This is a genomic window from Vibrio sp. 10N.261.54.A5 (genome assembly GCF_041471145.1).
Lineage (GTDB): Bacteria > Pseudomonadota > Gammaproteobacteria > Enterobacterales > Vibrionaceae > Vibrio > Vibrio crassostreae_C.
This window is the reverse complement of record NZ_JBFRNU010000132.1, coordinates 1-381: the sequence shown is the minus strand read 5'-3', so window position 1 is coordinate 381 and position 381 is coordinate 1. Positions and strand designations below refer to the sequence as shown.

The following is a 381-nucleotide window of genomic DNA, read 5'->3' as shown; positions in this document are numbered from 1 at the left end:
CGAGGCACCATTATTTGGTACTTAACAAATAATGGTCTTTATAGACCTGATGTTGAGACAAGTAATTCCCCTTTAGTTCAGTTGGTAGAACGGCGGACTGTTAATCCGTATGTCGCAAGTTCAAGTCTTGCAAGGGGAGCCATTTTTAAAGGACTTCATTTTATATGAGGTTTTAATTGAAGAGTTTAACTCTTTAAGCAAAGAATTTAGTGTGCCGACTTAGCTCAGTAGGTAGAGCAACTGACTTGTAATCAGTAGGTCACCAGTTCGACTCCGGTAGTCGGCACCATTCTTTTGCCTCGATAGCTCAGTCGGTAGAGCAGCGGATTGAAAATCCGCGTGTCGGTGGTTCGATTCCGCCTCGAGGCACCATTATTTGGT

At 43.6% G+C, this 381-nt stretch carries 3 tRNA genes; all 3 read left to right on the top strand.

The window, feature by feature from the left end:
* Positions 1-66 precede the first annotated feature (66 nt).
* The 3 genes from AB4329_RS22510 to AB4329_RS22500 all read left to right on the top strand — a co-directional run bounded on the left by AB4329_RS22510 (position 67) and on the right by AB4329_RS22500 (position 372).
* Positions 67-142 (top strand) — tRNA-Asn (locus tag AB4329_RS22510).
* 71 nt (positions 143-213) lie between these two features.
* A tRNA-Thr gene (locus AB4329_RS22505) sits at positions 214-289 on the top strand.
* 7 nt (positions 290-296) lie between these two features.
* Positions 297-372, top strand: a tRNA-Phe gene (locus AB4329_RS22500).
* Positions 373-381 lie beyond the last annotated feature (9 nt).